We start from the raw sequence: 26,147 nt of genomic DNA, 5'->3' as shown, positions 1-26,147 counted from the left end.
TACCGCAGCAAATGGCCTCCCATGCGGGAGGCCATTTTTTTACTTACAAGACGTCGCCCGGTGATTCCGGCAAAGTCTGCCCGCCATCGACAATGAGGGACTGGCCGGTTATGTACTTGGCTTCCTTCGATGCAAAGAAAGCCACAGCGGTGCCGATGTCTTCAGGGTCTCCCAGCTTCTTCATGGGAATATATTGCGCGGCGCCTTCGCTCAGGCCTGCAAGCTGCTTCTTCAGGCCTTCGGTGGCGATCACGCCTGGCTGCACGGCATTCAGCGTAATACCGTGTTTTGCGTATTCCATGGCGGCACTCTTGATAAAGCCCAGGATGGCGATCTTGGTTGCACCATAGGCCGCACCGCCGGGGTAGCCGGTGTTTGACCCCGTGACAGACGACGTCACCACAACCCGGCCATAGTTATTGGCTTTCATGACTTTCAGGGCAGGTTGTACGATGAAGAACATGCCCTTCAGGTTAATGTCGAAGACTTTATCCCAGTCGTCTTCTGTCATGTCTTCAATTGTGACGTTAGGGTAGATACCTGCGTTTGCCGCAAGGATGTCGAGTTTTCCATATTTCTCGACGACTTTATTCACAACGGCCTCGGCATTTTCCTTATCGGTGACGTCCAGCTTCAGAAAGTCGCCGGATATGCTCTCGGCAACTTTTTTTCCGCCTTCTTCATCAAGATCGGCAACGACAACTTTTGCCCCGGCTTTGGCTAAAGCCTCGGCGATGCCTTGCCCGATTCCATTTGCCCCACCCGTCACAATGGCAACTTGGTCTGTCAGGTCAAACATGCTTCATTCTCCTTACAAGTAGTAACTATCTTCAGGCTAATAGGGCAACACCTATGTGTCAATTTTCAAGCGTGGTAGGGGCTGCATCGGGCAGGCGCCCGCCAAAGCATTCGGACGCGCGTTTAGCGGCCGCCAGCAACAAGGGCGACATGCGTGCCACGGCTTCGGGATTAAAACGTGTAATCGGGCCTGAAAGCGACAAGGCACCTATGAAGCGCCCGTCAGCTCCTATGATGGGGCTGGCAAGGCCGGCACAAGATTTGTCCCGCTCGCCATACGATTCCACCAGCATCGTGCGACGCAAGGCTTCATCGGTGTCATATGTCTGAAAGGCTGCGACGACTTTGCCTGCCGCCCCCTTCAGTGGCAGCAATTGCCCCGCACGCACACTATCAAGCGTAGAGTGATTGGAATCCTTACGCAGCAAACACAAGCGCTGGTCGCTGGAATAGGGAACATGGAATGACGCGCTTTCAGTGCCTGCCGCATGCCGGCCACCAGCACACGACGATCAAGCTCGGCTTCAAGGTAGTTGTGAAAAATCAGCGGCGCCTGGAAGGGGTCATTGGATGCAATATGCACCGCCCCCCTGCTTTCCGGGCGTTGCTGCCACACGGCGACTGTCATCCCTGGTGTATCGGCAAGGCGCCCGATCACCCCTTCGTCGTAGCTGGCTGGTGTAAAAGTGAACTGCAAATCACACTCGCCCGGCGTAACACCCGAATACCAGGTGAATCACCCCGGGGGGATTCAGCTTGTCACTAGCCGACTTAAGCAAAACGGCGAAACCCGGATGACCTGATCACCCGGGTTTCGCCGTCAAGCACATTTTTGCGTCGAGTAAAGTGGCGCTTAACGCGGCCAAAGCACGCCGATCAGCACGTAGCAGAGGGTGGTCACGACCACCACGCTGGCGATGTTCAGCGCAAAGCCTGCGCGGATCATGGAATGTATCCGCATATGGCCCGTGCCGAACACAATGGCATTAGGCGGTGTAGCCACCGGCATCATGAAGGCGCAGCTTGCTGCGACGGCGGCGGGAATCGCCAGCAGCTCAGGCGGTATTCCTTGAGCGATGGCCAACGCGCCCAGCAAGGGCAGGAACGTCGCAGCCGTGGCGGTATTCGAAGTCAGTTCGGTCAGTGCCAGAATCACTACGACGACCACAACCACCATGAACAGGCCGGGCAGGGTCGCCACCCAATCCATATTCTCGGCGATCCACTTCGCTAGCCCGGAGGTGCCAATCACACCCGATAGCGACAGGCCGCCACCGAACAGCAGCAACACACCCCAAGGCAGTTTGCCCGCGCTCTCCCAATCCATCAGGAAAGTGCGTTTACGAACGTCCACAGGGATGGAGAACAGCAAGAGTGCTGCGCCGATGGCGATGCTGGTGTCATTCAGGCCAGGGATGTAGTTCGCCAGAACCGGGCGGAATATCCAGGCGGTAGCCGCCAGCAGAAAGATGATGGTGACGAGCTTTTCGCCGCGGCTCATGGGACCAAGCTTGGCCAGTTCCTGCTGGATGGCGCCACTGGTGTCCCCTCCTTTGAGGTCAAAGCCCTTGCGGGTCAGCCACCACCAGGTGAAGGCCATCATGACCACAGCGATCGGCACGCCCAGCAACATCCATTGGCCGAAGCCGATCTGTACGCCATAGGTATCGCTAAGGAAAGCTGCCAGGAAAGCATTCGGCGGGGTGCCGATCAGGGTGGCGATACCGCCGATGCTGGACGCATACGCAATACTCAGCAACATAGCTGTCATGAAACGGCCTGTTTCCTCGGGCGAGCTGGAATCGGAAGTCAGCATGTCAGCGACGGACAGGCCAATGGGCAGCATCATGATGGCGGTGGCGGTATTGCTCACCCACATGCTCAGAAAGCCGGTGGCAATCATGATGCCCGCAATCTGCGTGCGGGGTTTGCTGCCCATGGCCGCCAGGATGTTCAGGGCAATCCGGCGATGCAAGTTCCAGCGCTGCATGGACAGACCAATTACAAAACCGCCCAGAAACAGGAAGATCACCGAGTTGGCATAAGGCGCTGTCGCGCTCCCCAAAGTGCCGATTCCCAGAACGGGGATCAGCAGGATGGGCAACAAGGAAGTGGCGGGAATCGGTATGGCTTCCGTAGCCCACCATACAGCCATCAGCAACGCCAGGCCGGTGGCTGACCAGGCTTCCTGGGACAGGCTGCCCGGAGGCGGGAAAACGACACACATTAAAAATAAAAGCAGGCCTATGAAGAGGCCTGCCCATGAGGTGCGGGATGCCGCAGCGCTCTCAGCGGTTGAAGACATGGTACGTAATTCTCCTAAGTTACATACAAAACTTTATCGTGTATATGCACACCCTTTCTTGAAATACCTCAAGCACCCGCCCTGATAAGCAACTCGAAAGCCGGTGCTCAACAAGCCGCAGCACAGACCGTGCCAGTTCGCCTAACGTGCCCCGGCACGGTATATGCCTCCGACAAGCAACTCTTTAAAAGAACACACATCCTGGAGCGTTCACCGTGCTGACCCTTCATGCACCCTGGTGGGAATTCATTATTCGGGGGGCGGTCGTCTACCTCGCGTTATTGATACTGGTACGCCTGACAGGCAAGCGCACTGTCGGCCAGTTCACGCCATTCGATCTTTTGGTGGTGGTATTGCTGAGCGAAGCCGTAGGGGGCTCAATGACAGCCGGAGACGAGTCACTAATTGGCGGCTTGATTGTGGCCGTCACACTCCTGAGCCTGAACGTCTTGATTGCTTATATTGCCTCTCGCAACCGGCGGCTGGAAAACTTACTGGAGGGACAGGAGGTCTTGCTGGGTCGTAACGGCAGGCTGTTCGAGAATGTCATGAAAGCGCACCGCATCGGTAGAAACGAGATTGACCAAGTGCTGCATGCCAACGACATAGACCTTGAAGACATGGAGTATGTCTTTCTTGAAACGGATGGCAGCATCAACGTGACCAAGCGGAAATAGGCGCTCAGCACTTCCGGCTAGCAGGCGACCATAACTGAGCGGCAACCGACAGTTGCGTTCTCAGAGTCCGCCTCATCACTTACTATTCCAATCGAGCACATGGCCAAGGTTGAACGCAACTTGTCGGCCGATTGATTTCCGGCTGCGCGGGGTGAATACGCCCCTCCAGCCGGACATAAGGAGAAAAAAACCCATGTTAAGCGTCTTGCAACGCGTTTCTGAAGCTAGCGTGAAAGTCGAAGGAGAAGTCATCGGCAAGATCGGCCACGGCCTGCTGGTACTGGTCTGTGCGGAACACGGCGACACCGCCGCCGAGGCTGATACCTTGTTGGCCAAAATCCTGAAGCTGCGCATTTTTTCCGACGAAAACGATCGCATGAACCGCAGCGTGCAAGATGTGGCGGGCGGGCTGCTGATTGTCAGCCAATTCACTCTGGCGGCCGACGCCCGCAAAGGCAATCGCCCCAGTTTTACTGCTGCGGCCGCGCCCGAACACGGCCGGGCGATATATGAGCATTTCTTAGCACGGGCGCGTGAACTGCACCCTATTGTGGAAGCGGGTGAGTTCGCTGCCAATATGCAGGTCAGCTTGGTGAACGACGGCCCGGTGACCATTCCATTACACGTTACTCCTGCAGCTGTCGCGGGCACCGCGAAGGCCCGGAAATGAATTGGTCGCTCGAACAGCTTCGTCAGTTTGTCACCACCGCCGATTGCGGTTCCTTCAGCGGCGCCGCACGGCTGCTGGGCAAGGCGCAATCTGCCGTCAGCACAGCGATTGGCCTGCTGGAAGCCGACCTAAACATCGAGTTGTTTGATCGCTCCCGACGGAACGCCCAACTCACCGACGCAGGCCAAGTGCTACTGCTGGAAGCACGCGAGCTGCTACGTCAGGCCGAGGCCCTCGACAACCGTGCACGTGCGCTCAGCTCGGGTAGCGAGGCCAAACTGGCCATTGCGCTGGACGAAGCGCTGCCCTACGCCGCAACCAGCACATTGCTGCGCGAAATCGCCACGCGCTTTCCTGATCTGGAGCTGACTCTCTTAAACGGCACAGCCACCGAAGTGGCCGCTTATGTGGAAGACGAACGGGTAAACATCGCCTTTCATTTTGTGCGCGGCGTGCTGCCTTCCAGCTTTGACCAGAAGCATGTAGGTGCCGTTCCCCAGGGGGTTTTTGTCGCCATCGACCATCCTCTGGCGCAACTGGAAACGGTTCAACGAAAAGATCTGGTGAAATACCGTCAGATTGTCATGCACGCTGAAGACGTGCATGAAGAAATTCACAGCCCCCGCATCTGGCGCGCCGACAGTTTCTACAGCATTGCCGAGATGGTGGCCGATGACCTGGGTTGGGCTATTCTGCCCGTCAATGTCGGCATGGACGACACCTATGACAAGCCCCTGCGCCAAGTGCACTGCCCAACGCTGGCACTATCGGCGCTTTCAGTGCGCATGCTGTGGCGCCAGGGTTGGATGCCCACCCAGACAGTGCAATGGGTGCAGGCCCGCTATGAAGAGTTGCTGGGACAGATTGATGCCTGAAAACGGGCACTTAACCAAGTGCCAGCCTTGCGTTCAGGCCCCGCCTAGCCAGTTCGGCCAGGCGGGCACCGGGTACGAGGTCAGTGCGCCCACTCGGGGTCGGTGGTAAACACAATGGAGAGCCAGCGATCGGGGGTGTCGTCGCCAATGGCATCGCTGATCTCATCGCGGATGCGGTCCCATTCCTCAAGGGTTTTGGCCGGCCATTTGCCCGGCACAATGAAGTAAAGCTCAATCTGCTTACCTCTGCCCACCCGCGCCACATACGAGCGGAACGATTCAAACCCATAACGCCGCACCGAAGCCTGTGCCACGGCATCTACCTGCTGTTTGAGGTCGGGCGGCGTCACCAGAAGAATGTCGGCCAAAGCCCGACGCACTGTACCAATAGGCAAAGGCAGCACCGCCAGACAAACCAGCGCCAGAGCAGCCGGGTCGATATAAGGTATCAACCATTCGTAGCGGGTGCCTTGCGCCACCAGGCCAAAACCGAAGGCGAACAGATACGCCACGGTAATGGCCGCGGACATCAGCCACGACTTGGCATCCAGGGCCAGAAAATCGGAATGGATGTGGCGATTGGCGATTGTCACGCACATGGCTGCGCCCAGCTCGATGACAAGCGAGATGGCCGCGAACACCAGGGCATACTCGAAAGCCAGTTGACGCCCCCCATGCATGAGGCCGTCCACTGCGCTGACCAGGCCGTAAATCGCGGCGCCCATCAGCAGCAGGCCGTTCACACCCAGGACAATGGGTTCCAGATGCCAGAACCCCATGGAAAAACGCTCTGCCAAGCGCTTGTTGACGATCCCCCCGGACGTGGAGAGGGTGATCAGCCGGGCGACCAGCAGCGCCAGGCCCGTCATGACGACATCCACGAGTTCGTAGACGGCATCAAAAAGAATGGTTAAAGAGGCGGCCAGCAACCCAAAAAACACCCCAAGCAGGGTGACGAACAGCGTAACAGCCATGGAAAAACGAAGAATGCTTTCTTCAGAGGACAGCGCGAAGTAGCGATGTAAGCGGCGACACATAAAAAATACGAAGGCACCAGGCTCAAACTGCGGAGCACGCCCCTTGCAAGGCGCGAACCAGACAATCTGTGCATAAGCATGCTGGCAGAACCGTTATTTTCCACCTATACATGAGATTGAAAAAGATTATATTGATCTAAAAAATAGATAGAAAATTGATAATCCTGTAATCAACCTACGGTATGAGCGCCCATTGATCACATCGCCTTACAGTGCCCCCCTATTCATTCCTGCCTGCCAGATGGATAACGACTGATCAAGAATAGCAAACGCTCCGTTCGAATATTTCTGATGGAAATCGCATGCGGGTCGGCTCCATACTAGAAGCATTGGCGGACGACCAGAACTCAGCTGCATATTGAAAAGCACGCCAATCCAGTTCCACGTCATGCAACGGAGACCCCATGAATCGCAATATCTTTCGCCGCAGCGTTTTAAGCGCGCTGCTTGTGTGTGGCTTTGCCACGAGTACCGCTCACGCCGCCTACCCTGAACGCCCCGTCACTGTCGTTGTTTCGTTCGCACCCGGTGGCATGACGGATACCGTCACGCGCTGGCTGACCACCGAGTTGAGCAAGAAGTTTGACCAGACCTTTGTGGTGGAAAACCGGCCTGGCGCGGCAGGGCAGGTTGGTACCGAATATGTCGCACGCCAGAAAAACGATGGATACACATTGTTGGTCAGCGCGACCGGCCATGCCATCGGCCCCGCCGTCAATCCGAAAGTAAAGTTTGACCCAGTCGAGGATTTTGAAGCAATTGGAATTCTGGCCCGTACGCCCAATCTCATTGTGGTGAACCCGGAAGTTCCTGCGAAGACTATTCCAGAGTTTCTCGACTGGGCCAAGAAGCAGACTGCCATTCCCTATAGCACTGCCGGTTTCGGGGGTTCTACCCATCTTGGCGGCGAATGGTTCAAACTGATTACCGGTATACCGATGGAACACATTCCCTACAAGGGAGCCGCCCCGGGCACACAGGCTGTCATGGCGGGCGAGGTTCAGGTCGGCGTTCAGGATGCATCGAGCGTTGCATCTTTCCTGGAGTCAGGGCATCTGCGCGCCATCGGCCTGGCCAGCGCCACGCCCAGCAAGCAGTTCCCTGACCTGAAGACCTTCGCTGAGTCCGGCGTGCCGGGGCTGGATGTCTACACTTGGCTGGGTTTCTATGCCCCCGCAGGCACCGATCCGGAGATCGTGGAGAAGCTGAACCAGGCCACCAACGAAATCATGAACTCGCCCGAAATGGTGGCACGCCTGTCGCAAAGCAATAGCGATGCACTCGGCCCCATGACACCCGCCCAAGCGCGCGAATTCGTACAGAATGAAGTCACGAAATGGCGCAAGGTGGTTGAAGACGCCAACATCCAAGTCGAGTAAGCGGTTTGCGCCGGAGCGCTAGCCTCCGGCATCGTCTTATCTGACTAATGCGAACAAAAAAGGTCTGATTCCATGAAACCACGGGAATCAGACCTTTAACGATTCACACGCAGGCCATGCAAAGCACGGCCTAGCCAGAAGTCAGAACTTTTCCGCCCCTTCAGCCACCAGCCGCTCCAGCAACGCTGCCGGTTTCCAGTGATCATCGTGGCGGGCTTGCAAGGCCCGGATTTTCTCCAGGACGTTTGCCAGGCCTAAAGTCTGCGCATAGAACATCGGGCCGCCGCGCGTGGCCGGAAAGCCGTAGCCATTCACATAGACCACGTCAATATCGGAGGCACGCTGCACAATGCCTTCATCAATGATTTGCGCGCCCTCATTAACCAATGCCAGCATACAGCGTTCGACGATTTCCTCATCGCTGATTTCCCGGCGTTCAATGCCTGCCTCGCGGGCGCATTCAAGAATGATTTCATCTACAACAGGGTCTGGCAGAGGCACCCTGCTGCCGGCTTCATAGCGGTAATACCCCGCACCTGTTTTCTGGCCGAAGCGCCCTCGTTCGCAGATGCGATCAGCCACCTTGGAATAACGTAGATGCGCCGGGCGGGTGGGCGCCAGACGTTTGCGGGTGGCCCAGTTGATATCCATGCCTGCCAGGTCAGCCATGGCCAACGGCCCCATCGCCATGCCAAAGCGGGTCAGCGCGCTATCTATCTGCTGCGGGCTGGCGCCTTCTTCCAGCAAGAACCCGGCCTCGCGCCAGTAGCCGGTCAGCATGCGGTTGCCGACAAACCCTTCACATACACCGACAAGAACCGGTATTTTGCCAATACGCTGCGCAAAATCCATGCAGACCGAAATCACTTCGGGAGCAGTCTTGTCGCCCCGCACGACTTCCAACAGTTTCATGACATTGGCCGGGCTGAAGAAATGCAAGCCAATAACAGATTCCGGCCGTTTTGTAATGGCGGCGATCTCGTCAATGTTCAAACGCGAGGTATTGGTTGCCAGAATCGCGCCCGCCTTGCAGGTCGCATCAAGCATGCGGAAAACCTCTTGCTTGACCGCCATATCTTCAAAAACCGCTTCGATGACCAGGTCGACGTCGGCAAAGTCTTTGGTGTCCAGGCTAGGGGAAATCAGTGCCAGCCTTTGTTCAATATCCGCTGCACTCAGCTTGCCCTTGGCCGCAGTGATTTCATAGTTTTTGCGTATCAAGGCCAGCCCGCGATCCAGCGCAGCCTGCTCACGTTCGCACAGCACAACGGGGAAACCGGCATTCGCGCAGGCCATGGCGATCCCGCCGCCCATGGTGCCGGCGCCCAATATGCCAACACGCTTAATGGTGCTCTCGCTACCCGCCTTGCTCCGGCTCGCGCCAATCATGCGGGGAGCTTCTTTTTCAGCAAAGAACAGATGTCGCAGGGATTTAGAGATATCGCCCGCCACCAGTTCGTCGAAACGCCTGCGTTCCTCTACCAGCCCTTCTGCGAAGGGCAAACGAGTGGCGGCTTCCACGCAATCAATGGCCACTCCTTGGGCCAGCGCATTGCGTGCTTTGGGCCTGATGCCCGAACGCGCCGCTTTAAAATCCACGCCTTCAGCCGATGCTTTGCGGCGGCCGATGACAGGATGCTCTGCCTGGCTGATACGCGCCTGCGCAAACGCCACGGCGCCATCCAGCAATGGGGCTTCGACCACGGCATCCACCAAGCCGATTTGCAGCGCCTCATCGGCACTTACAGGCTTGCCCCCTTGAATCATGGCCAAGGCCTTGGCGGCCCCCACCAAACGCGGCAGACGCTGAGTGCCACCCCCACCTGGGATCAGGCCCAGATTCACCTCGGGCAGCCCCAGCAGGGCGCCTTTTTGTGCAACACGATAGTGGCACCCCAGCGCCAGTTCCAGCCCGCCTCCCAGCGCGAAACCATGAATGGCCGCGACAATCGGCTTAGCGCTGTTTTCCATGTAGGCGATGACATCTTTCAACATAGGCTGTGCGAGAGCAGCCGGCGTATTGAATTGCCGGATGTCGGCACCGCCGCAAAATGCTTTGCCTTCGCCAATCAGCACAATGGCCTGGATGCCTGCATCATTCAGCGCCTTTTCAACGCCGGCATATACGCCCGCGCGCACCGTATCGCCCAGACCATTGACCGGCGGATTATCCAGCTTGATAACTGCTACGTTGTCCTGCACGGCGTAACGCACCGCGCTTGAAAGAGAAATATCCATAACGTGCCCTTATAGGGAATGGGAAAGAATGGCTGTCGCTTGGCTTGAAAGCACGCCGCCATTGCCATGAACCAGAGCGACATCCGCCTTCTCAACCTGGCGCTGCCCGGCCTCGCGGCGCAACTGGGTGACTGCCTCAATGACGAGGAAAATACTGTACATGCCAGGGTGGGTAAACGACAGCCCACCGCCGTTAGTGTTCATGGGAAGATCGCCACCGGGTTCGATTCGCCCCTGGCTGATGAAAGCGCCCCCCTCTCCTTTGGCGCAGAACCCCAGGTCTTCCAGAAAGAGAATGGGGTTGATGGTGAACGCATCGTAGAGTTCCACCACGTCGATGTCCTCCGGCTTGAGGCCGGCTTCCGCAAAAGCAGCGCGGCCGGACTCTCTGGCGGGGGTGACAGTCAGATCAGGCATACAAGAAATCTGCCGATGCGAATGTGAATGCCCCGTTCCCAGGACGTAGATAGGCCGCGCGTGCAAGTCGCGCGCGCGTTCGGCGCTGCTCACGACAAAAGCGCCCGCCCCATCCGTCACCAGGCAACAGTCGCGCACTGTAAGCGGATCTGAAATCATTTTTGAATTCAGCACATCCTCCACGGTGAGGGGGGTACGCAGGAAAGCATCAGGATTCAATTGCGCCCACTTGCGGGCCGCCACCGCCACCTCGGCCAGTTGTTCGCGCGTTGTGCCGTATTCATACATATGGCGGGCAGCCGCCAGCGCATAACTGGAAACTGGGTTGAAGGGCTTGTACGGGTGCTCGTAAGGCTGCGGGTCGAGCATGGCACGCATGCGGTTGATCTCGCTGCTGCTGGGCACACTGCGCGGGTTTGCCCCGTAGCAAATCAGTACATGGTGGCACTGGCCCGAATCAATGGCCATGGCAGCGATTTTCAGGTCGGCAATAAAGGAAGAACCGCCAAACATGGTGCTGTCGGAAAAGCTGGGCTGGATTCCCAGATATTCAGCCATGCGCATGACCCACCAAGGTGAAGTCAGGCTAGACGTGATGATGCCGTCAATATCCTGCATGCGCAGGCCGCTGGCTTGCACCGCCTGGCGGGCCGCCTGCGCAATGATTTCCTGCTCGCTGCGCCCGCCGCAGTCGCCCAGCCCCGCCATGCCCGTACCCAGAATGGCTGTTGAACCCCGATAACTACGCATCATGCCTGCCCCTCCCCGTAAGGCGTGAATACCAACAAAGGCTGGTCATCAATGATGTCTATCCTGGCTTTGACCCGCATGCCGATATGCACCTCTTCAGGCGGCACATCGACCACCCGGCTCATCAGGCGCGGGCCTTCCGCCAGGTTGATCAGGCAAACGGTGTAGTCGCCCGTTTTTTGCCGCACAATCGTGGTGGAATACACCTCGCCTTCCCCGCTGGGCTCGGCCCACTGCAAATCATCCGAACCGCAATGGGGGCACACCAACCTGGGGAAAAAATGCAGCTGCGCGCACGCCCGGCATTTGGGGACGGTGAACCGACCTTGTGCGAGCTGAGAAAAATAATATCGTTCCGCACTGAACGACGAATCTGTATCTGTAGGGTTCATGCTGTGAGCACCGCCGGGAAAGGCGCGCTCTCCATTTTATTTATGAATGAAATCCGCCTTGCTCCGACAGGCGACAACCCATTTTATGGAGGCTCAGGAAGGCTGACCATCCGAATTCTTCGAAGCTCTCTTTGGGTTTCATCGAATGCGGTTCGCGGTGTCAAGCCTTGAGCGTATAGGGATTTCGAACGTCACCTTTGAAGAATTGAACTGGATCGGAACAGAACGCCACCGTAGACTGAAACACAGCATCTTCGGAAACAAACATGATCGCAAACGCACTTCAAGGCATACGAGTTATAGACCTGTCCCGCATTCTCGCCGGGCCATGGTGTACGCAAAACCTGGCGGATCTGGGCGCCGATGTTCTCAAAATCGAAAGACCGGGCAGCGGCGACGACACTCGCTCCTGGGGCCCTCCCTATCAGGAAGGCGCGGACGGCCAGACGATGTCGGCCTACTTCATGTGCTGCAATCGCGGCAAGCGTTCCGCCTGCCTGGATTTCCAGTCGGAAGAAGGCCGTCGGCAATTGCTGGAACTGGTACGCGAAGCCGATGTGCTGGTGGAAAACTACCGGGCAGGCACGCTAAAGCGTTACGGCTTGGATTACGACAGCCTGAAGCCGTTGAACCCTCGGCTAGTTTATGCGTCGATTACCGGTTACGGGCAAACCGGCCCTAAATCACACCGCCCGGGCTACGACTACATTTTCCAGGGATTGGGCGGCTTGATGAGCTACACCGGCCACCCCGACGGCGCTCCCGGTGCCGGCCCGCTGCGCACCGGCGTGGCCGTGGTGGATATCACCACGGGCATGTATGCCACTTCTGCCATTTTGGCTGCGCTGTTTCAGCGCGACCGCACCGGCAAAGGCGCGTATCTGGATCTGGCCCTGATGGATGTGGCCGTGGCAATGAATGCCAACCAGGCCGCCAACTACCTGGTATCGGGCAAGAACCCGGAACGCAGCGGCAACGCCCACCCCAACCTGGCACCCTATGAAGTCTTTCGCGCCGCCGATGGCTACTTCATCCTGGCCGCCGGCAACGACGCGCAATTCACCCGCTTCTGCGAATTTGCGGGCAGGCCCGAACTGGCGCAGGACCCGCTCTACTGCACAAACAGCGCCCGTATCCAGAACCTGGAATCGCTGCGCGCCGTGCTGGCCGACATCATCATCCAGCACCCACGCGAATACTGGACGGACGCCCTTGAAAAACTCGGCATCTCGTGGGGCGCCATCAATACGCTGGAAGAAGTCTTCGATGACGAACAGGTCAGGCACCGCCACATGCTGCAGACCATGCAGCACCCGATACTGGGCGAAATGAAGCTGGTGGCCAACCCCATGCTGTCCGGCGCCAGCCGTCAGGCAGCCGCAACGCGCCCCCCGCCCTTGTTGGGTCAGCACACAGACCTTCTGATAAGCCCGACCGTCAGAGACAAGACCTGACTCTGGCCGGGCACCCGCCATATACATACTGATTCACGGAGATCTCATATGAACACCAAACCTTTGCGGCATTATGCCGCCGCCCTTGCCGCCGTCGGCGTCGGCATGCTGTTTACCGCAGCCCCAGCCCACGCAGCCTATCCGGAGCGCGCCATCCAGCTCATCGTTCCGTATGCTCCTGGTGGAGCTACCGATGTAATGGCTCGTATCGTTGCTCCCCGCCTGGGCGAAGCACTGGGCCAAACCGTGGTTATCATCAACCGTCCCGGCGCGGGAGGCGCCATTGGCAGCCTGTCAGCCGCACGAGAGGCCCCGGACGGCTACACCATCGTCATGGCAGTGGAAAGCTCGCACGCGGTGAACCCCAGCGTGCAGTCCAAGCCGAGCTATGATCCCGTCAAGGACTTCGCTCCCATCAGCAATCTTGCCAATGTGCTGGGTGTGCTGGACGTAAGCGGCAACTCACCCATTCAGTCTTTTGAACAACTCATCACAGAGCTGAAAGCCAACCCTGAGAAATACACCTTCGGTTCGTCGGGTAATGGCGGCTACAGCCATCTGTTTGGCGAGCGCTTCAAGAGCGCCACCCAGACAGATATGCTGCACGTGCCGTACAAGGGTCTGGGCCCGGCGCTGACCGACCTGATGGCGGGCCAGATTGATGTTGTGTTCGACAATCTGCCATCATCCGCCGGTCATATCGAAGCTGGCACTCTGCGCGGCCTGGCTGTTGCCGCCCCTGAGCGTGTGCCTCAGTTCCCTGATATTCCAACCTATGCGGAAGTCGGTTATCCCGAACTCAACACCCCTTCATGGTATGGTCTGGCCGCCCCGGCTGGCGTTCCGGACGATGTTCTCGACACCCTGAACCAGGCAGTAAAGCAAGCATTATCGACCCCCGAAGTTATTGAGCAACTGGAGCGGCAGGGCGCCATTCCCGATTACACATCGCGTGAAGACTTTGGCCGCATGATCAAGGAAACCAACGAGCGCTGGCAAAAAGTCGTGGCCGACATCAACTTCGAGAAACTCTGAACGGAATATTCAAATGACTCAGAACCGGGAAAATCACGCCCAACTCACCATTGACGAACAGGGTATCGCCACGCTGCGCATGGCCAATGCGGGCAGCCTGAACATCCTCAGCACACCCGTCATAAAAGCCCTGCGGGTCGCACTGGCTGAAATAGCGGAGAACGACGATGTGCGGGTGGTGATAATGCGCGGCGATGGCGACAAGGCCTTCATCGCGGGCGCGGACATCAAAGAAATGGCCGATCTCGACAAGACCAGCGCTGAAGCCTTCATCGACCAACTGCGTCAGCTCTGCGATGATGTGCGCCACCTGCGAGTGCCTGTTATCGCGCGCATTCCCGGCTGGTGCCTGGGCGGCGGGCTGGAATTCGCACTGGCCTGCGACCTGCGCATCGGCTCCGACCAGGCCAAGCTGGGCATGCCTGAAGTGAAAGTGGGCATCCCTTCCATCATCCATGCCGCGCTGCTGCCGCGCATTGTGGGGCAGGCCCGCACCAACTGGCTGCTGCTGACCGGGGAAATCCTGGATGCCGGGGAATCCCTGGAATACGGCCTGCTTAACCGCGTCGTGCCCGCCGATGAGCTGGACAAGGAAATCGACCGGGTGGCAAAGCTGATGGCCGGTTTCGGCCCCGTTGTCGTCGCCCAGCAAAAACGCCTGCTGCGCGAATGGGAGCAGGAGCCCCTGGAAACATCCATTCTTAATGGCGTAAAAGAGTTCGCGCAGGCATTCGATACAGGCGAGCCGCAACGCTATATGGGCGAATTCGTTCAGGCTCAGAAGCAGAAGTCGCGCTGACGCCGCCGCCCAGGCCGCACATGCGGCCACAGGAAAAAGTCGTTACGATCATAGAGGCTGGAGCCTTCCAGCCTCTATCGGAAAGGAACGAGTTTGCACTACGAACTGAAAGACCTCCGGCTGTTCCAGGCCATCGCCGAGGCTGGCAACCTGTCGGCGGGCGCGGCCGCCATGCACCTCACCGCCTCATCGGCCAGCTATCGCCTGAAAAACCTGGAATACGCCGTGGGCAGCCCGCTGTTCATACGCACACCCAAAGGCATGTCGCTGACCCCGGCTGGCGAAGTGCTGGCCCGGCATGCCAGGAAACTGCTGGCCGATGTGCAGACCATGCACGCCGAGCTGGGCGCCTATTCCCGAAACCTGCGCGGCAGTGTCCGGCTGCTGGTGAACAGCAGTTCTCTCAATAGTTTCATCATCCCCAGCCTGGCCCGCTTCCTGACCACCAACACCAACTTCAATGTTGACCTGAAAGAACAGGAAAGCCCCACCATCAGCCAGGCCATTGAAGAAGGCCAGGCGGATATCGGCGTGGGCGCAGGGCTGGAAGAGCGCCCCAGCCTACGCCGCGAACTCTATGCCGTCGATAGACTGGTTTGCGTGGTGCAGCCGGGCCATCCTCTGACCCATGCCGCCAGCACGGCCTTTGCAGATGTGCTGGCCCACGACCTGGTATCCGTGGATCGCAACAGCAGCAATTTTCTGTATCTCAGCCATCAGGCCCGGCTTGCGGGCCTGCCCATGCAGGTGCGTGTACACGTACACAACTTCAGCGCCCTGATCTACATGGTCCAGGCGGGGGTGGGCGCTGCCGTCGTTCCCTTCAGCACAGCACAGGAAGCCGCCCGCCAGGGACTGGTCGTCGCCCTGCCCCTCACCGACCCATGGGCCGCGCGCGAGCTGTATCTCGTTCATGCCAACGAACCTGGCCAAGCCGACCTGGTGCGCGAATTCGCCGGCATTTTGCTGAATGACCCTCAAGTCGCCGCCACTCGCGACGAACATTAGCTCCGGCTTTTTGACACAGGAGATCAAAACCATACCCGGCATGCGCGCCCCCTGCGGTGCTATGCTCAGTGGCTTCCACCTACAGGAGGCAACTGATCATGGAATACCGTAATCTGGGCCGCAGCCCCTTGATGATTTCCCCTCTTACACTTGGCACCATGATGTTCGGCGGCGCCACCGACGCTGCCGAATCCTTGCGCATCGTCCACGATGCGCGGGACCACGGTATTAACTCCATGGACACCGCCGATGTTTATAACAACGGTGAAACCGAAAAAGTGCTTGCCAAGGCAATCGCTGGTGAACGTCATCACTGGGTGCTGGCCAGCAAAGTCGGCAACCGCATGGCCGACGGCCCTAATCAACACGGTTTTTCCAGAAAATGGGTGATAGAAGGGGTGGAAGCCAGCCTGCGCCGCCTGGAAACCGATTATTTGGACATCGTCTACCTGCACAGGGATTTCCCCGGCCAATCTCTTGAAGAACCTTTACGGGCCATGGACGACCTCATGCGACAAGGCAAGGTGCGCTACTACGGGGTATCGAATTTCCGGGGCTGGCGCATTGCCGAAACGGTGCGCATGGCGCAACAGCTTGGCATGGCCGCACCTGCCGTTATTCAGCCGGTTTACAGCCTGGTGAACAGAATTGCCGAACAAGAACAACTGCCTGCCGCGCATGAATACGGCATGGGCGTAATTTCGTACAGCCCCCTTGCACGCGGCGTACTGACAGGCAAATACCACAGCATGGAAGATGTCCCGGCCGATTCCCGTGTCGCCCGTTCCGATCGCCGAATTCTTGCCACCGAATGGCGTGCGGAATCACTGGTGGTTGCCAATGCAGTGCGCGAACGCGCTGCAGCGCGTAACCACAGCACGGCCGATTTCGCCACGGCCTGGGTCTTGAACAACGCACTGGTAACCTCTGCCATCGCAGGCCCGCGCACCTTTGAGCAATGGCGTGCGTACATGGGCGCTCTGGAATTTAAGCTGAATGCCGAAGACGAAGCCTTCGTCGATGAGTTGGTCAGCCCCGGTTATTCATCCACTCACGGTTACCACGACCCCGCTCACCGCGTCAGCGGCCGCATCCCTCGTTGAGTTTCACCGACTGCATTAAACCGAGCCAAGCCCGTTCCATTAAATATGGCAGGGATATTAAGGGCAATAAACAGCCGATAACTCTATACTGCCTGCTACGAAACATTTCTCTTAATAAACGGGCTTATCACGGTCATGCAGGCTTTCCTGAATCGTCTCCCGATTGCGCAAAAATACGCAATTATCGGCATCCTGGTTGTTCTCGTAACACTGATTCCCACCAGCATGGTGGTCTACGATAAGGTGGTCAGCGCACGTCAAGCATCTGCTGCCGCAGAATATCTTGAGCCTGCCACCCAGGTTCTGGAAATCATCCGCCTCAGCCAGCAAGCCCGGGGCTTGTCGAACGCCTTTCTAAACGGTAACGATGGCGCTTCCGCCAACCTCAACAATGCGCTGAATGCCTTGCAAGCCGCCCATGATCAGGCTGAAGCGCAAATGGCGGCGGCCGGCGTAGAGAAGCAAACCATCGACCAACTGCGCGACCTGCGCGGGCAAATCAACAGTCTGGCCGACCGGGCACGAGCCAAGAATATTGCCGCCGGCGAGAGTTTCAGCAGTTATACCGGCATCATCGCCCGGCAGATGGCGGTGCTGGCCGACATCGTGTCTGTGACAGGGCTGGACTTAGACAGCAGCCCGGACACTTACCCCCTTATCAACGGCCTGTTCAGCAGCCTGCCTCCTCTAACGGAGTATCTGGGGCAAGCCCGCGGCTTCAGTTCCGGCTTGCTGGCGCGCGGGAACGCTTCCATGGCCGACCTCCAACGCACAGCAGCGTTAAATGCGCTTTCCCAAGACAGGTTACAAGCCTGGGATGCCACCCTGGCCACGGCCATGCGCAACAGCCCCTTCATCCAAACGGAGCTGGCCGCCTCGGTCTCCCAAGCAAGTTCCAGCACGCGTGATGCTTTGGCGCTGACACAACGCGAAGTTATCGCCGCCGAAACGCTTAGCTACCCTTCAAGCAATTACTTCAGCGCCATGACCACGCCTATCGACGCCCAGTTCGGGCTGGCCAGGCAGGTTGCTGATGTTCTTGACACGCTATTACAAGAACGCGCCGACAACGCTCGAAACCAATTGTTGCTGCTGTTGGGCGGCCTTACCGTCCTTGCCATCATCGCCTTCTGGCTGGCTGTCCTACTCACCAAAAGCGCCATTGTGTCGCTGCGCACATCGCTCAACATGGCCCGCACTGTCGCCAGTGGTGACCTCACGACGGTCGCCCCTATTAATGGCACGGATGAGTCCCAACAATTGTTGCAAGCCCTGAACAACATGACCGGCAGCCTGGTTGGCATCGTCACGCAAGTTCGAGGCGCTACAGACAACATCGCTGCAGCCGCCGCACAAATTGCCTCGGGCAATAACGATTTATCGGAGCGCACCGTGTCCCAGGCGGCCGCCCTGGAAGAAACCGCAGCCTCCATGGAGCAACTCACCAGCACCGTCACACAGAACTCCGACAACGCAACGACCGCCAATGTTCTGACACGCGATGCCACAGAAGTGGCGCGGCGAGGCGGCCAAGCAGTGGAGCAGTTTGTCACCACGATGGGCGCCATCCGTGAAACGTCCTCGCATATCACTGAAATTGTCGGCATTATTGATGGCATCGCCTTCCAGACCAATATTCTGGCCTTGAACGCCGCCGTAGAAGCTGCACGCGCGGGTGAGGCAGGTAAAGGTTTTGCTGTTGTAGCTTCTGAAGTCCGCAGTTTGGCGCAGCGCTCGGCAAACTCCGCTCGCGAGATCCGCGACTTGATCAATCAGTCGGCTGAAGAGGTTAACGCGGGCAGCGAACTGGCTGATGCAGCGGGTCAGACCATGCGCGAAGTGCTGCAAAGCATTGAGCAGGTCGGCCAAATCATGAACGAAATCGCCGTCGCCAGCCAAGAGCAGAGTTCGGGCATTGCGCAGGTCAATCTTGCTGTCGGACAGATGGACGATGCCACCCAGCAGAACGCCGCCTTGGTGCAACAGGCCGCCTCCGCTGCAGCCGCTCTGCGCGAACAAGCAGAACTGCTGGTACAGGCCGTCAGTACTTTCCAGTTACCAGGCCAAGCCCAGACCCAGGAAAGGGAGTACCACCACTCTGCTCCGATGTTGCCGTCCAGCAGGCGGGGATAGATACGAAAAGCTCAGAATCCCCCTGGTATCAGGGTGCCGCGTGCACTAGGGGAATCTCGGCCAACATGGTGTAACGGCTGCCCGCTTCGGTGGGGCGGGAGCCCACCAGAACGCAGCGCCCGGGCGTCCAGTGAACCTCAGGCCCGTGCAGGGCCTCAAGCGGGCCCCGACCTGCATTACGCAACAAAGATACGTGGGGCCGGAAGGCAGACTCACGTGACGACCACCCCAGAGGCGCCAAATACGCCCAAAGCTGCTGATTCGCCTGGTAGAGCCACTCCAGCGATGTCGGGTCTGCGCTTGACGGCCCCAGCCACACCACCTTTGCCCGGCTAAAGCGCCCGGCCTCGCGCAAAACCATCGAACCCGACGGCAGAGTCCATTCTTGGCAGGCCGTAACCAGCCGTTGCGTCGCGGTTTCATCAGCCGGACCCAGAAACGCCAGCGTCATATGCAGGGTGTCGGTGCGCATCATTCGCCCACCATACAACGCATGGGCCCCTTCTACCCAGGGGACCATCTCTTCGGCCTTTGACGGCGAAGGCCAATACGCAAAGAATAATCTCATGACAAGCCTGCGGTTTTTATGTCACTGAAGTTGCAAAGAAATGCAATATTGAGGGGACTGTGGGTATATCTGCTCCCCAAGAACCTTATCATGCAGGAGTCATTCACTAAACCAAGGACGAAAGGCATGGGTATTATCAGTATGCTTATTGTTGGCTTGATTGTCGGGTTGCTCGCCCGCGCCATCATGCCGGGAGACCAGAAGATGGGCATCATCATGACCATCATCCTGGGCATTGTCGGCGCCTTTGTGGCCGGCTATCTTGGCAGTGCCCTGGGGCTTTACGCGCCAGGAGAAGGGGCGGGCTGGATAGGCTCGATTATCGGCGCCATTATCGTGCTTTTCATCTACGGCCTGATCACCAAAAAGCGCTGACTTTATGTTTCGGAAGGCGCCTGCCCCACACACCGGGGCGGGCGTCACCCACCCATGCAATAAAATGGGGCTTATTTGGATAAATAATGCCTGAGGCGCAGCGCGGCTCCATGACATACACCTTCAACGATCACTGGATCACCGAAACTTTACGGCTGCGTGAATCTTTGTGGGGGCCGCTGGAGGATTCCTCAGAAACAGGCCGCGCCCGCGCGCATGGCGGCAACTTCGACAACCGATTGCTCACCCGCTCCCGGCTGCTCGCCCAGCGCGAAGGCCTGAACGACACCCTGAACCATTGGCGCATGATGGCGCGGCTAACGCTGCTGTTGTTCGCCGCTGTTGCATTCCTCATTGGTTGCGGCGCCGCTGCGGGCGCCCTAGGGCGCGGCGGGGCCGTCAATCTGGCGCCTGCCGTAGTAGCTTTGCTAGGCCTGAACACGGTGGCCTTTCTATTGTGGGTGGCCAGCTTTGGCATGCAGGCAGGCAGCTCGGCGAGCTTATTGAGCAGCGCCTGGCTCAGACTGACACGTAAACTGGCACGCGGGCCGGACGCCGCTCTGCTGCCGCGCGCCTTGCTAGAACTCTTAGCCCGTCAACGCCTGCAGCGCTGGGGAGCAGGCATACTGAGCCATTGGTTCTGGACGCTCGCTTTGGCCGGTGCGCTACTGACGCTGCTGGGCATGCTGACCACGCGCCGCTACACCTTTCAATGGGAAACCACCCTGCTATCGCCTGACACCTTTGTTGCGTTGGTGCAGGGGCTGGGCTGGCTACCTTCATGGCTGGGTTTTCCGCAACCCGCTGCCGACATGATACGCAGCAGCAGCGGTTTAGATACGCTGCCTGAAGCGGCGCACGCCGTCTGGTCGGTCTGGCTGATCGGCATCGTAGTCGTATACGGCCTGCTGCCGCGTATTGTGGCGTTGATTCTCAGCACCTTGATCTTTCGCCGCCGCTCAGCCCGACTCGCCATTGACCCTGCCCTGCCTGGAATCGCCGAACTCTACGACCGACTCATGCCTGCCAGTGAAGCCGCCGGCATCGACGCACCCGCGCCCTGCGCCGTGGTGCCGGACATTCAGCCGGCACACCAGGCTGGTGGCACGCTGCAATACTGCCTGATGGGGCTGGAGTTGCCCGCCGACCTGCCATGGCCGCCGCAAACGCTGGCGCCTGAAATCACTGACCTGGGAGTCGTCGACACACGCGAACAGCGCCGCCACGTGCTTGATGCCTTGCGTCTTCAACCCGCGCAAAGGTTGCTGGTCTGCTGCGACGCCCGCCAGACCCCCGATCGCGGCACACTGGCATTGCTGGCGGAGCTCGCTTCGTTGTCACATGATCTTCAAGTGGCGCTTCTACCTGGCGGCCAGCCCGCTGCTCGTCAAGAACAATGGCAACGGCAATTGTTGCAGGCGGGCTTCAGCCCGGAAAACATCCAAATAGATACCGCAGCAGGCCTGTTGTGGTTGGCGGCACATTCGCCCGCTGGCGGACAGGCGAGCACCCGACATGACTCCTGATTCCCCCATTATCGACATCACTGCAATCACAGCCTCGCCGGGCCAGCCTCTGCGGCTGGCCGTTGTTGGCCATACCAATACCGGCAAAACGTCGCTGCTGCGTACCCTGAGCCGCAACCCCGACTTCGGCGAAGTGCGGGACAGCCCCGGAACCACCCGCCATGTGGAAGGGTTACGCCTGCTGGCGGGTGGCACCACTGCTATCGAGCTGTTCGACACGCCGGGCATGGAAGATGGCATGGCCCTGCTGGACTATCTGGAGCAACTGACCCCACCGGGGGAGCGCCTGGACGGCCCCGCACGCATACAACGCTTTCTGGCCAGCCCCGAAAGCCTGCGACGGTTTGAGCAGGAAGCCCGGGTATTGCGCAAACTTCTGGAATGCGATGCAGGTATCTATGTTGTAGATGCCCGCGACCCTGTACTGGCCAAACATCGCGACGAACTCGCCATTCTGTCCGCCTGCGGCCACCCTCTGCTGCCGGTATTGAACTTCACTCACAGCCCTGATCAGCGTATTGATGAATGGCGGGACGCTATGGCCCGGCTCGGCCTGCATGCAGTCGTTGAATTTGACACAATCGCCCCCCCTCTGGAGGGCGAGGACCAGCTCTACGATAAGTTGGCGCTGCTGCTGGACAGCCATGCCCACACGCTGAAGGCACTAAAACAGGACATCGCCCAGCAACGGCTTCAGCGCCATCAGGAGGCCATGTCGTTGGTAGCCGAGATGCTGATCGACATCGCAGCACTGCGCCTGTCATCACCACCGGACAGCGCGGACCTTGAAAAAGCAGCTGCCACGCTGCGCGAACGCGCGCGCAAGCGCGAACAGCAAGCGATCGACGCTCTCCTCAAACGCTATAACTTTCGCCCGGCAGACTTCCCCAACCATGCTCTGCCCCTACAAGGCGAGCGCTGGGACATGGATCTATTCCACCCACAAGCCTTGAAAGATATGGGTATCCACGTGGGCAAGGGCATGGCTGCAGGCGCCATGGCAGGCGCAACGCTGGACATGTTTACGGCGGGTATCAGCCTGGGCGCAGCCACCTTGCTGGGAGCCGCAGCAGGTGGTCTGTGGCAAGGTGCCGACAAGCTGGGGCGGCGCCTGATGGGCCGGATGCGCGGCTATCAGGAAGTCACAGTGGACGATGCAGTACTGCGCCTGCTGGCCATACGCGAACTGGCGCTCGTAGCCGCCCTGGAACGTCGCGGCCACGCGGCGCAAGAACCGATTGATGTGAGCACGTTGATGGCAGACAAGGCTGAAACGCTGCGCAAAGATAAGCTGCCTGAAGAACTGCTGGAAGCCCGCGCCACGCCGGAATGGTCGACCTTAACTACCCACTACCAGCCCTCTTCACGCCGTGCGGAAACTGTGAAGAAACTGGCCGCCGTCCTGCAAAACCTGTGACTTCAGCCGGCGCTTACCGTGGGATGAATCAAGGCTTGTTGCAATTCCTTGGTTGTTTCGAGTAGTTCGCGCTCCATGCGGCTGCGGTGCGCCGCCACCCGGCTTGACGGCCCGGCAATCAGAACGGCAGCAATAATGCCTCCATGAACATCCAGCAATGGCGCCGCCATGCCGTCCGCACCTTCCACGCGTTCACCATGTGTGCGGGCAATGCCTTCGGCTCTGATATCCGCCAGTTGCTTTCGTAACTCATCAGGCGAAGTAACTGTAGTGTGCGTGAAACGCATAAGATTGGCGGGAGAAAGTACGCGGTCAATTTGCGCCTTGGGGGAATGCGCAAGAATCGCCTTACCCATAGAAGTGCAATACATTTCGCGCCGTTCGCCCACGTTAACCGTGTAACGCACCGGGCTTTCTGTTTCGACCTTGTCAATATATACAACCAAGTCGGCGTCGCGAGCAGGGGTTCCCAGCACCACTGTCTCGCCTGTGGCAAGCATCAGCCGGGTAAGAAACGGCCGTGCGACCCTGACCAGATCCAGGCCCGGTGATACACGCGCGGCAAAGCTATATATGCGTTCATCAAACACATAACGGCCCGAGGCTTCGCGGCGCAACGCTTTCTCTTCCACCAGCGCCTTGACCAAGCCCACCAGACTAGTTTTAGGTGCATTAGCGTAAGCGGCGAGTTCGGTAAGCGTGGCGCCATCCCGATTGGCAGCGACCAAGTCCAGGATAGCGAGAATTCTGCCCACGGACTGTGGCCCGCCCCCCGTAGCGCCGGACGATTTCACAGCCTTGGACGCTGCCATTTTATTTTTATCCTTGAGCATCAAAAAGCTCCCCTGCTATCAGCATCTGCACCTCAAGACACACAAAAATACAAGCTTAACCGTTTGGCAATCGCAAGATCTGCTTGGCCAGAATGTTGCGCTGGATCTCACTGCTGCCTCCGTAAATGGTGGCAGCCCGAGCAGCCAGAAAAAGGTTTGCCGGATGCATGCGTTGGTGTTCATCAATGACGCAAGTTTCATCACTAGCGGCGACCTCTTCGCCTACAGCGAAAATCAGATCAGCCACACGCTGGAAGGTTTCCGTCACCCACAGTTTGAGCACGGAAATTTCCGCTCCCAGCTGTTGTCCGCGGCGCATGGCTTCGACCATCCGAATAAAGGCAGCACCCAGATCCTCTACCTCCAGTTCCAGTTGCGTGTAACGCACCAGGAAGCACGGATCTTCCTTCAAGCCTTTCGTTTGCGCATAAGCGTCCAACAGGTTTAAGGGGTATTTGGCCAGACGCGGGCTGCCCAGCATGATGCGCTCGGAGCCCAGCAACGACTTGGCCATTTTCCAGCCACCGTTTAACGGGCCGACCAGGTTCTCACGCGGCACGCGTACATTATCGAAGAACACTTCACAGAATTCAGCGCTGCCCGTCAGGTTGACGATGCGCCGAATCGTGATCCCCGGCGTGTCCATGTCTGCTAGCAGGAAGCTGATTCCATCTTGCTTGCGGGCGCTAGGGTCAGTACGCACCAGCATGAAGATTTTCTGCGCATCGTAGGCAAAAGACGTCCAGATCTTCTGCCCGTTGACCACAAACTCATCGCCATCGAGCACGGCCGTAGTCCGTATATTGGCCAAGTCTGAACCCGCACCGGGTTCGGAATAACCCTGGCACCAACGCACTTCCCCGGAAAGAATCTTCGGCAGATGCTCTTTTTTCTGGGCCTCGGTGCCGTACTGGATCAGCAAAGGACCCAACATGGACGCACCCAGATTAGGAGCAATATTCATCCCGACCCGATCGCAAATTTCCTGGAACTGCACTTGCTGGTAGGCTGTCAGCCCCATGCCGCCATATTCCTTTGGCCAACCGGGAGCCGCCAGGCCTTTGGCATGCAGGCGCTCCAGCCAGTCAGTCGCGACAGAGGAATCGAGGCGATGATCCGGGAAGCGCAGACTCTCAGGGAAATTCTCCTCAATCCAGGCGCTGACTTCCTTCAGTGCAGGATCAAGCCCTTGCGCCGTATCGATGCTGACACCGAGCATGCGCAAATCGCCGTAACGTTCCCGATGCCAATCCACCCCTCCCAGCCAGGCGCCCAGAACCATAGCTCGTTTCAGATACAAGCCCACATCGACCTCATCGGTGTAGCCCATTCCACCGAACATCTGTATGGCACTTTTGGTGACGGCCAGCGCCGCATCCACGCACCGCGCCTTGGTCTGGCTGGCCGCCAGCTCACGCTGTTCCGCAGTCAGCGGGGTTTCCCACAAAGCGAGGTTGCGCAGCAGCACGGACCGGGCGATTTCGATCTGCACAAGCTGATCGGCGGCGCGGTGCTGCAAGGCCTGGAAAGAACCAATGGGTTTGCCAAACTGCTCACGGGTTTTCAAATGCTCGACCGCGAGGTGCAAAACAGCATCCATCAGCCCGACCAGTTGGGCACAAATGCCCATGCGGGTTTCCTCCAGCACATGCTGCAAGATGTGTTCAGCCGCCTGCCCGACCGCCACGGTATTTTCTGCGTCTATCCTGACGTCTTCCAAAACCAATTCTGTCCAGTAACCGCCATCTACCCGCCGCTGGTGCTGCAGGACCAGCCCTGACGCATTGGCTGGCACAAAGTAGAGCGCCATGCCGGCGCCATCCCAAGCTGAAACGATAAACGCGTCTGCCGCCGCGCCGTTGGGAACAAAGCATTTAATACCGTTAAGAACGACTTCATTGCCCTGCGGGGCGGCTCGCACAGTCTGTGCAGCGGCGTTCTGCCCACGACCCGGCTCTTGCCAAGCCAGCATCACTGTTTTCTCTCCAGCCACGATCTGCGGCAGCCAGGCATTCTTGAGCGGCTCATTAGCCGCACGCGCCAACACACCCGCCCCCAGCAAACCCACTTCCAGCAAAGGTTCGGGAGCCAATGCAGAGCCGCAGTACTCAGCCAGTACAGCGAACTCCTCGAAACGCCCCGCGCTGCCGCCAAACGCTTCCGGCACCCGCAACCCCACCCACCCGAGCTCCGCCATCTCACGCCAGGTTTCAGGGCAGTAGCCGGGCTGGTGGCCCCTTAGCGCGCGGGCGCGCGCCGCTCCTCTTGCGTCGGCAAAGAAAGCGCGGGCGCTATCGGCAATCATGCGCTGTTCATCAGTGGGGGTATCAAGGGTGTCGGATAATGTGATCATGTTAT

At 58.6% G+C, this 26,147-nt stretch carries 24 protein-coding genes; 13 read left to right on the top strand and 11 right to left on the bottom strand.

The features are described 5' to 3' along the window. Window positions 1–43 precede the first annotated feature (43 nt). From VRY85_RS01010 to VRY85_RS00995, 4 genes are all read right to left on the bottom strand, one after another. On the bottom strand, window positions 44–799 hold the full coding sequence (locus VRY85_RS01010) for an SDR family NAD(P)-dependent oxidoreductase (RefSeq protein ID WP_414596732.1): 756 nt from the start codon (window positions 797–799) through the stop codon (window positions 44–46). Between the two features lie 58 nt (window positions 800–857). Next, window positions 858–1,172 (bottom strand): IclR family transcriptional regulator C-terminal domain-containing protein, encoded by a 315-nt coding sequence (locus tag VRY85_RS01005; protein ID WP_414596731.1) that lies wholly within the window; start codon window positions 1,170–1,172, stop codon window positions 858–860. Beyond that, the gene (locus VRY85_RS01000; protein ID WP_414596730.1) at window positions 1,160–1,495 is read right to left on the bottom strand and encodes a GMC oxidoreductase; all 336 of its coding nucleotides are present in this window, start codon (window positions 1,493–1,495) and stop codon (window positions 1,160–1,162) included. Before VRY85_RS01000 ends, VRY85_RS01005 begins: the two co-directional genes overlap by 13 nt. 156 nt (window positions 1,496–1,651) lie before the next feature. Beyond that, entirely contained in the window at window positions 1,652–3,103 is a 1,452-nt protein-coding gene (locus tag VRY85_RS00995; RefSeq protein WP_414596729.1) for an SLC13 family permease, read from the bottom strand. Between the two features lie 215 nt (window positions 3,104–3,318). On the opposite strand from VRY85_RS00995, the gene VRY85_RS00990 reads away from it, so the two are divergent. The 3 genes from VRY85_RS00990 to VRY85_RS00980 all read left to right on the top strand — a co-directional run bounded on the left by VRY85_RS00990 (window position 3,319) and on the right by VRY85_RS00980 (window position 5,325). Continuing rightward, complete coding sequence (locus VRY85_RS00990) at window positions 3,319–3,780, top strand: DUF421 domain-containing protein (protein WP_414596728.1); 462 nt, start codon at window positions 3,319–3,321, stop codon at window positions 3,778–3,780. Window positions 3,781–3,973: 193 nt separating this feature from the next. Further along, entirely contained in the window at window positions 3,974–4,450 is a 477-nt protein-coding gene (gene dtd, locus VRY85_RS00985; RefSeq protein ID WP_414596727.1) for a D-aminoacyl-tRNA deacylase, read from the top strand. Beyond that, window positions 4,447–5,325: a LysR family transcriptional regulator gene (locus tag VRY85_RS00980; protein WP_414596726.1), complete on the top strand. Its 879-nt coding sequence runs from the start codon at window positions 4,447–4,449 to the stop codon at window positions 5,323–5,325. Before dtd ends, VRY85_RS00980 begins: the two co-directional genes overlap by 4 nt. A gap of 80 nt (window positions 5,326–5,405) precedes the next feature. On the opposite strand, the gene VRY85_RS00975 is transcribed toward VRY85_RS00980, so the two are convergent. After that, entirely contained in the window at window positions 5,406–6,362 is a 957-nt protein-coding gene (locus VRY85_RS00975; protein WP_414596725.1) for a cation diffusion facilitator family transporter, read from the bottom strand. 404 nt (window positions 6,363–6,766) lie between these two features. Here VRY85_RS00975 and VRY85_RS00970 point away from each other — a divergent pair, with 404 nt between their 5' ends. Further along, on the top strand, window positions 6,767–7,741 hold the full coding sequence (locus tag VRY85_RS00970; RefSeq protein WP_414596724.1) for a Bug family tripartite tricarboxylate transporter substrate binding protein: 975 nt from the start codon (window positions 6,767–6,769) through the stop codon (window positions 7,739–7,741). Window positions 7,742–7,882: 141 nt separating this feature from the next. On the opposite strand, the gene VRY85_RS00965 is transcribed toward VRY85_RS00970, so the two are convergent. The 3 genes from VRY85_RS00965 to VRY85_RS00955 are packed head-to-tail and all read right to left on the bottom strand — an operon-like array spanning window position 7,883 to window position 11,538. After that, window positions 7,883–9,979, bottom strand: coding sequence for a 3-hydroxyacyl-CoA dehydrogenase NAD-binding domain-containing protein (locus VRY85_RS00965; RefSeq protein ID WP_414596723.1), 2,097 nt, complete (start codon window positions 9,977–9,979; stop codon window positions 7,883–7,885). Between the two features lie 9 nt (window positions 9,980–9,988). After that, a complete protein-coding gene (locus VRY85_RS00960; protein ID WP_414596722.1) occupies window positions 9,989–11,149 on the bottom strand; it encodes a thiolase in 1,161 nt (386 codons plus the stop codon). Continuing rightward, complete coding sequence (locus VRY85_RS00955; RefSeq protein ID WP_414596721.1) at window positions 11,146–11,538, bottom strand: Zn-ribbon domain-containing OB-fold protein; 393 nt, start codon at window positions 11,536–11,538, stop codon at window positions 11,146–11,148. The genes VRY85_RS00960 and VRY85_RS00955 overlap by 4 nt, the downstream gene beginning before the upstream one ends. A gap of 266 nt (window positions 11,539–11,804) precedes the next feature. Between VRY85_RS00955 and VRY85_RS00950 the strand changes: the two genes are divergently transcribed. From VRY85_RS00950 to VRY85_RS00925, 6 genes are all read left to right on the top strand, one after another. Further along, the gene (locus VRY85_RS00950; protein ID WP_414596720.1) at window positions 11,805–12,992 is read left to right on the top strand and encodes a CaiB/BaiF CoA transferase family protein; all 1,188 of its coding nucleotides are present in this window, start codon (window positions 11,805–11,807) and stop codon (window positions 12,990–12,992) included. A 48-nt stretch (window positions 12,993–13,040) separates the two neighbouring features. Beyond that, on the top strand, window positions 13,041–14,027 hold the full coding sequence (locus VRY85_RS00945; RefSeq protein ID WP_414596719.1) for a Bug family tripartite tricarboxylate transporter substrate binding protein: 987 nt from the start codon (window positions 13,041–13,043) through the stop codon (window positions 14,025–14,027). 13 nt (window positions 14,028–14,040) lie between these two features. Further along, on the top strand, window positions 14,041–14,826 hold the full coding sequence (locus VRY85_RS00940) for an enoyl-CoA hydratase (RefSeq protein ID WP_414596718.1): 786 nt from the start codon (window positions 14,041–14,043) through the stop codon (window positions 14,824–14,826). Window positions 14,827–14,919: 93 nt separating this feature from the next. Further along, window positions 14,920–15,834, top strand: a complete 915-nt coding sequence (locus VRY85_RS00935) for a LysR family transcriptional regulator (protein WP_414596717.1) — start codon at window positions 14,920–14,922, stop codon at window positions 15,832–15,834. Window positions 15,835–15,932: 98 nt separating this feature from the next. After that, window positions 15,933–16,937 (top strand): aldo/keto reductase, encoded by a 1,005-nt coding sequence (locus tag VRY85_RS00930; protein WP_414596716.1) that lies wholly within the window; start codon window positions 15,933–15,935, stop codon window positions 16,935–16,937. 135 nt (window positions 16,938–17,072) lie between these two features. Beyond that, window positions 17,073–19,070, top strand: a complete 1,998-nt coding sequence (locus VRY85_RS00925) for a methyl-accepting chemotaxis protein (protein WP_414596715.1) — start codon at window positions 17,073–17,075, stop codon at window positions 19,068–19,070. A gap of 28 nt (window positions 19,071–19,098) precedes the next feature. Here VRY85_RS00925 and thpR read toward each other — a convergent pair whose 3' ends face one another. Beyond that, on the bottom strand, window positions 19,099–19,638 hold the full coding sequence (gene thpR / locus VRY85_RS00920; protein ID WP_414596714.1) for an RNA 2',3'-cyclic phosphodiesterase: 540 nt from the start codon (window positions 19,636–19,638) through the stop codon (window positions 19,099–19,101). A 126-nt stretch (window positions 19,639–19,764) separates the two neighbouring features. Between thpR and VRY85_RS00915 the strand changes: the two genes are divergently transcribed. The 3 genes from VRY85_RS00915 to VRY85_RS00905 all read left to right on the top strand — a co-directional run bounded on the left by VRY85_RS00915 (window position 19,765) and on the right by VRY85_RS00905 (window position 22,956). Continuing rightward, a complete protein-coding gene (locus VRY85_RS00915; RefSeq protein WP_414596713.1) occupies window positions 19,765–20,013 on the top strand; it encodes a GlsB/YeaQ/YmgE family stress response membrane protein in 249 nt (82 codons plus the stop codon). A gap of 86 nt (window positions 20,014–20,099) precedes the next feature. Then, window positions 20,100–21,539 carry a DUF2868 domain-containing protein gene (locus VRY85_RS00910; protein ID WP_414596712.1) on the top strand — a complete coding sequence of 480 codons (1,440 nt, stop codon included), beginning with the start codon at window positions 20,100–20,102 and terminating at the stop codon, window positions 21,537–21,539. After that, window positions 21,529–22,956, top strand: coding sequence for a DUF3482 domain-containing protein (locus tag VRY85_RS00905; protein ID WP_414596711.1), 1,428 nt, complete (start codon window positions 21,529–21,531; stop codon window positions 22,954–22,956). The genes VRY85_RS00910 and VRY85_RS00905 overlap by 11 nt, the downstream gene beginning before the upstream one ends. Before the next feature lie 2 nt (window positions 22,957–22,958). Here the strand turns inward: VRY85_RS00905 and VRY85_RS00900 are convergent, their stop codons facing one another. Continuing rightward, window positions 22,959–23,768, bottom strand: coding sequence for an IclR family transcriptional regulator (locus tag VRY85_RS00900; RefSeq protein ID WP_414596710.1), 810 nt, complete (start codon window positions 23,766–23,768; stop codon window positions 22,959–22,961). Between the two features lie 76 nt (window positions 23,769–23,844). Beyond that, window positions 23,845–26,142 (bottom strand): acyl-CoA dehydrogenase, encoded by a 2,298-nt coding sequence (locus VRY85_RS00895; protein WP_414596709.1) that lies wholly within the window; start codon window positions 26,140–26,142, stop codon window positions 23,845–23,847. Window positions 26,143–26,147 lie beyond the last annotated feature (5 nt).

This window comes from Achromobacter sp. F4_2707 (assembly GCF_047501535.1).
Taxonomy (GTDB): Bacteria; Pseudomonadota; Gammaproteobacteria; order Burkholderiales; family Burkholderiaceae_B; genus Yanghanlia.
This window is presented reverse-complemented; position numbering and strand designations above follow the sequence as displayed.